The sequence below is a fragment of the Bradyrhizobium sp. genome (assembly GCF_049798375.1).
In the GTDB taxonomy this organism is placed as follows: Bacteria; Pseudomonadota; Alphaproteobacteria; order Rhizobiales; family Xanthobacteraceae; genus Bradyrhizobium.
Genome location: NZ_JBARGP010000401.1, coordinates 1 through 3,552 on the forward strand (window position 1 = coordinate 1; position 3,552 = coordinate 3,552).

4 protein-coding genes are annotated in these 3,552 nt (G+C 62.7%); 2 read left to right on the forward strand and 2 right to left on the reverse strand.

All coding sequences use genetic code 11. The features are described from left to right. Together WA702_RS17110 and WA702_RS17115 are read right to left on the reverse strand one after the other, a co-directional pair. On the reverse strand, positions 1-541 hold a 541-nt coding region (locus WA702_RS17110), incomplete at its 3' end, for a trypsin-like peptidase domain-containing protein (RefSeq protein WP_425111721.1). 66 nt (positions 542-607) lie between these two features. Beyond that, on the reverse strand, positions 608-985 hold the full coding sequence (locus WA702_RS17115) for a winged helix-turn-helix transcriptional regulator (RefSeq protein WP_425111722.1): 378 nt from the start codon (positions 983-985) through the stop codon (positions 608-610). A gap of 113 nt (positions 986-1,098) precedes the next feature. Here WA702_RS17115 and WA702_RS17120 point away from each other — a divergent pair, with 113 nt between their 5' ends. Next, positions 1,099-2,112, forward strand: a complete 1,014-nt coding sequence (locus tag WA702_RS17120; protein ID WP_425111723.1) for a zinc-binding alcohol dehydrogenase family protein — start codon at positions 1,099-1,101, stop codon at positions 2,110-2,112. 1,188 nt (positions 2,113-3,300) lie between these two features. After that, positions 3,301-3,552: hypothetical protein (locus tag WA702_RS17125; protein ID WP_425111724.1), on the forward strand; the 252-nt coding region annotated here is incomplete at its 3' end.

Below are 3,552 nucleotides of genomic sequence, written 5' to 3' on the forward strand. Positions count from 1 at the left end.
TCACGGTCTGGCCGACACCGAAGGGGTTGCCGATCGCAAGCACGACGTCGCCGACCATCAGCTCATCGGAGTTGGCGAGGTCCAGCGTCGGAAACTGCTCATGCACGTTCTTCAGCTTCAGCACCGCGAGATCGCTGCGGCTGTCCTTGAGCACGACCTCGGCCTCGAACTCGCGTTTGTCCGACAGCGACACCTTCACTTCGTCGGCGCCCTCGATCACATGCACGTTGGTGACGACGAGACCGGAGGGATCGACCATCACGCCGGAGCCGAGCGAGCGCTGCATCTGCTCCTGCGGTCCGCCCTGCAAGCCGAAGAAGCGGCGGAAGATCGGGTCGTCCATGAACGGGTTGTGGTTCTGCACCACCTTGGCGGCATAGACATTGACCACCGCGGGCTGAACGCGCTGCACGATCGGCGCATAGGACAGCCGCAGCTCGGCCTGCGAGGTCGGCACCCGCCGATCCTGGGCTTGGGCCAGCGAGGGAGAGGCGGCCAAAGCCGACAGGAGCAGCACGGTCAGAAAGCGAATCAACGTCATGCGTAAAATTCCTGGAGGGCGCGGGCCCCTGATATAGGCCGGCGGGAGAGATGGGCCAACCTGCCTTTAGACGGTCTGAAGGGAGGCTTCGGCACCCTCGGCAACGGGCGCGCAGGACAGCCGTTCCTGATGCCTTTCGCCCCAGGCCTTCAGGATATCGATCACGGGCCGCAGGCTCTCGCCGGTTTCCGACAGGCTGTATTCGACCCGCGGCGGCACCTCGGCATAGACCTTGCGGATCACCAGCCCGTCCTCCTCCAGTGCGCGGAGCTGCTTGGTCAGCATGCGCTGGGTGATGCCGGGCATCCGCCGGCGGAGCTCGCCGAAGCGCTGGCAGCCGCCCTGCAGGTGGTACAGGATGACGCCCTTCCACTTGCCATCGATCAGGTCCAGCGTCGCTTCCACCGCGCAGCCGGGCCGGCGCCCGAAATTCCGCCGTTTCATCCGAGTTGTGTCCAATAGTATCCAAACAGGGACTAGTTCCCCATTCTTACCGTACTTGCGAAAATGGCGCCAGCAGGACAGTTAGCCGCTACCGGTCACCTGAGGAGATCCCCATGAAAGCCGTCGGTTACAAGAAGTCGCTCCCAATTGAGGACAAGGACGCCCTGCTCGATGTCGAGGTTGCCAAGCCCGAGCCCAAAGCGCGCGACCTGCGCGTCGCGGTCAAGGCGGTGTCGGTCAATCCGGTCGACACCAAGGTGCGCAAGCGGGCCGCACCGGCTGAGGGCGAGGCCAAGATCCTCGGCTATGACGCCGTCGGCGTGGTCGACGCCGTCGGCCCGGAGGTGACACTGTTCAAGGCCGGCGACGAGGTGTTCTATGCCGGCTCGATCCTGCGCCAGGGCACCAATGCCGAATATCATCTGGTCGACGAGCGCATTGTCGGGCGCAAGCCGAAGAGCCTGTCGGTGGCCGAGGCCGCCGCTCTGCCCCTGACCTCGATCACCGCCTGGGAGCTGCTGTTCGACCGGCTCGGCGCCGTCCCCGGCAAGAGCCTCGATCCGCGCACGCTTCTGATCACCGGCGGCGCCGGCGGCGTCGGCTCGATCCTGATCCAGCTCGCCCGGCGGCTGACCGGCCTGACCGTGCTCGCCACCGCGACACGACCGGAATCGCGCGACTGGTGCCTCAAGCTCGGCGCCCATGCGGTGGTCGATCACGGCAAGCCGATGAAGGCGCAGGTCGAGGCCTTGAAGCTGCCGCCGGTCGGGCTGGTCGCCAGCCTCACCCATACCGACCAGCACTACAAGGACATCATCGACTTCATGGCGCCGCAGGGCAAATTCGGCCTGATCGACGATCCCACCGAATTCTCCGCGAGTGCCTTCAAGGGCAAGGCGATTTCGATTCACTGGGAGTCGATGTTCACGCGCTCGTCCTTCACCACGCCTGACATGATCGCGCAGCACAACCTGCTGAACGACGTCGCCGATCTGATCGACAAGGGCGTGATCGAGACCACGCTGGGCGACAACTACGGCACCATCAACGCCGCCAACCTCAAGCGCGCCCACGCGCTGATCGAGAGCAACAGGTCGCGCGGCAAGATCGTGCTGGAGGGGTGGTAGTCCACCGTGAATTTGTAGGATGGGTGGAGCGAAGCGATACCCATCGAATCCCAACGTAGATGCATGATGGGTATCGCTTCGCTCCACCTATCCTACGCATTCCAACGCGTAGAGTGGGGTAAAGCGAAGCGTGCCCACCCTACCGCTGCTAGCCGGTCGCTCGCAACGGTGGGCACGCGCCGCCTCACGGCGTCGCTTTGCCCACCCTACGCAGCGACCTTGTGGCAAATATCTTCCGATCCACTTTTCAAACAGCGCTGGAAATTCCACACTCATCTGTCATCGCCTGAAGGCAGGCGATCCAGTATTCCAGAGGCGGCAGCCGCTTCGCCGCGAAGCTGCGGCGTACTGGATTCCCCGCCTTCGCGGGGAATGACACCGCAGATGTGGCATCGTTCATTGACTCCTGCCAACAAAACACACGTCCGCATCCTCGCGGCAGATCCGCCCGAGCTTTGCCAAGCATTGCCCTCGAAATCGAGAGGGCGCAGGGAAGGCCGGGAGCTTGCCGCTCCCGTGGCCCCCGTGCGCATGAAATGCACGGGGCAGGAACCACAGGTTCGGCCGAGACATCCCGGCCTTCCCTGCGCGAATGGGTTACGGCTTATACGTGATCTCCTCGGGGACCGGCTTGATTGCCCCCGTCACGCCGCTGCTCGTCAAAAGCAACGCGCGCTTGGTCTCAGCACCGGGAGACCAGGACCACACGACTTCACCGTCCGTGCTTGCATCGGTCGTCCACCGTCGCTCGCACGTCCATCGCAGCCCGCCTCTACGTATCGTGACGACGCGTACGTCCCTCTTCGATGAGGCGGGATGGCGTCAGCCAATCACAATTTCTTTAAAAACGAAACACAAATATTTCGCGCCAGCGCCTGATATCCGCGTTCGCATTGACGTCGCTTGCGAAATTCGCTGTTTGCCGCACCTTCTCGCGCGACCATCCAAGGCTTCAGCGCACATCCGCGCAGATAAAATCGCGCAGGTGATTTGCCCGACGTGTCGGATCGGCCACAACTCGGCCTCGTCCATCCACCGACCCAACAAAATCTTCTAATATCACTTCAAGGTGCATTTTCACACCGTACTATTTTTGACTGAATTCGATTCCGACTGAAATCATTGGCCAGGCATGACGGCGGTTACAATCCGCGGCCGTTGGCGCAAGGCAAAGCAGGAGATTTGACTGTGAAGATCATCCACCGGCTCGCACGCGCCGTCGTGCCAGCACTCGCGACCATAAGCATTGCAGTTGCCGTGAGCTCCACCGCCAACGCAGCCCCTCCGCCGCCCGCAAGAAATTGCCCGACCTTCGGATGGGCGGAAGGGCTGGCCAACAACTTTATGAAGCCCAACTCCGCCTTCCCGACCAAGGACACCGCAAGCGTTTCGGCGCCGGACTGCGCCTTTCATCAATGGTCATGGGAAACCTTCATCGGC

Bases quoted from the DNA above. Each gene is read 5' to 3' on its own strand.
- WA702_RS17115 (WP_425111722.1), bottom strand. From the start codon at position 985: ATGAAACGGCGGAATTTCGGGCGCCGGCCCGGCTGCGCGGTGGAAGCG.
- WA702_RS17120 (WP_425111723.1), top strand. From the start codon at position 1,099: ATGAAAGCCGTCGGTTACAAGAAGTCGCTCCCAATTGAGGACAAGGAC.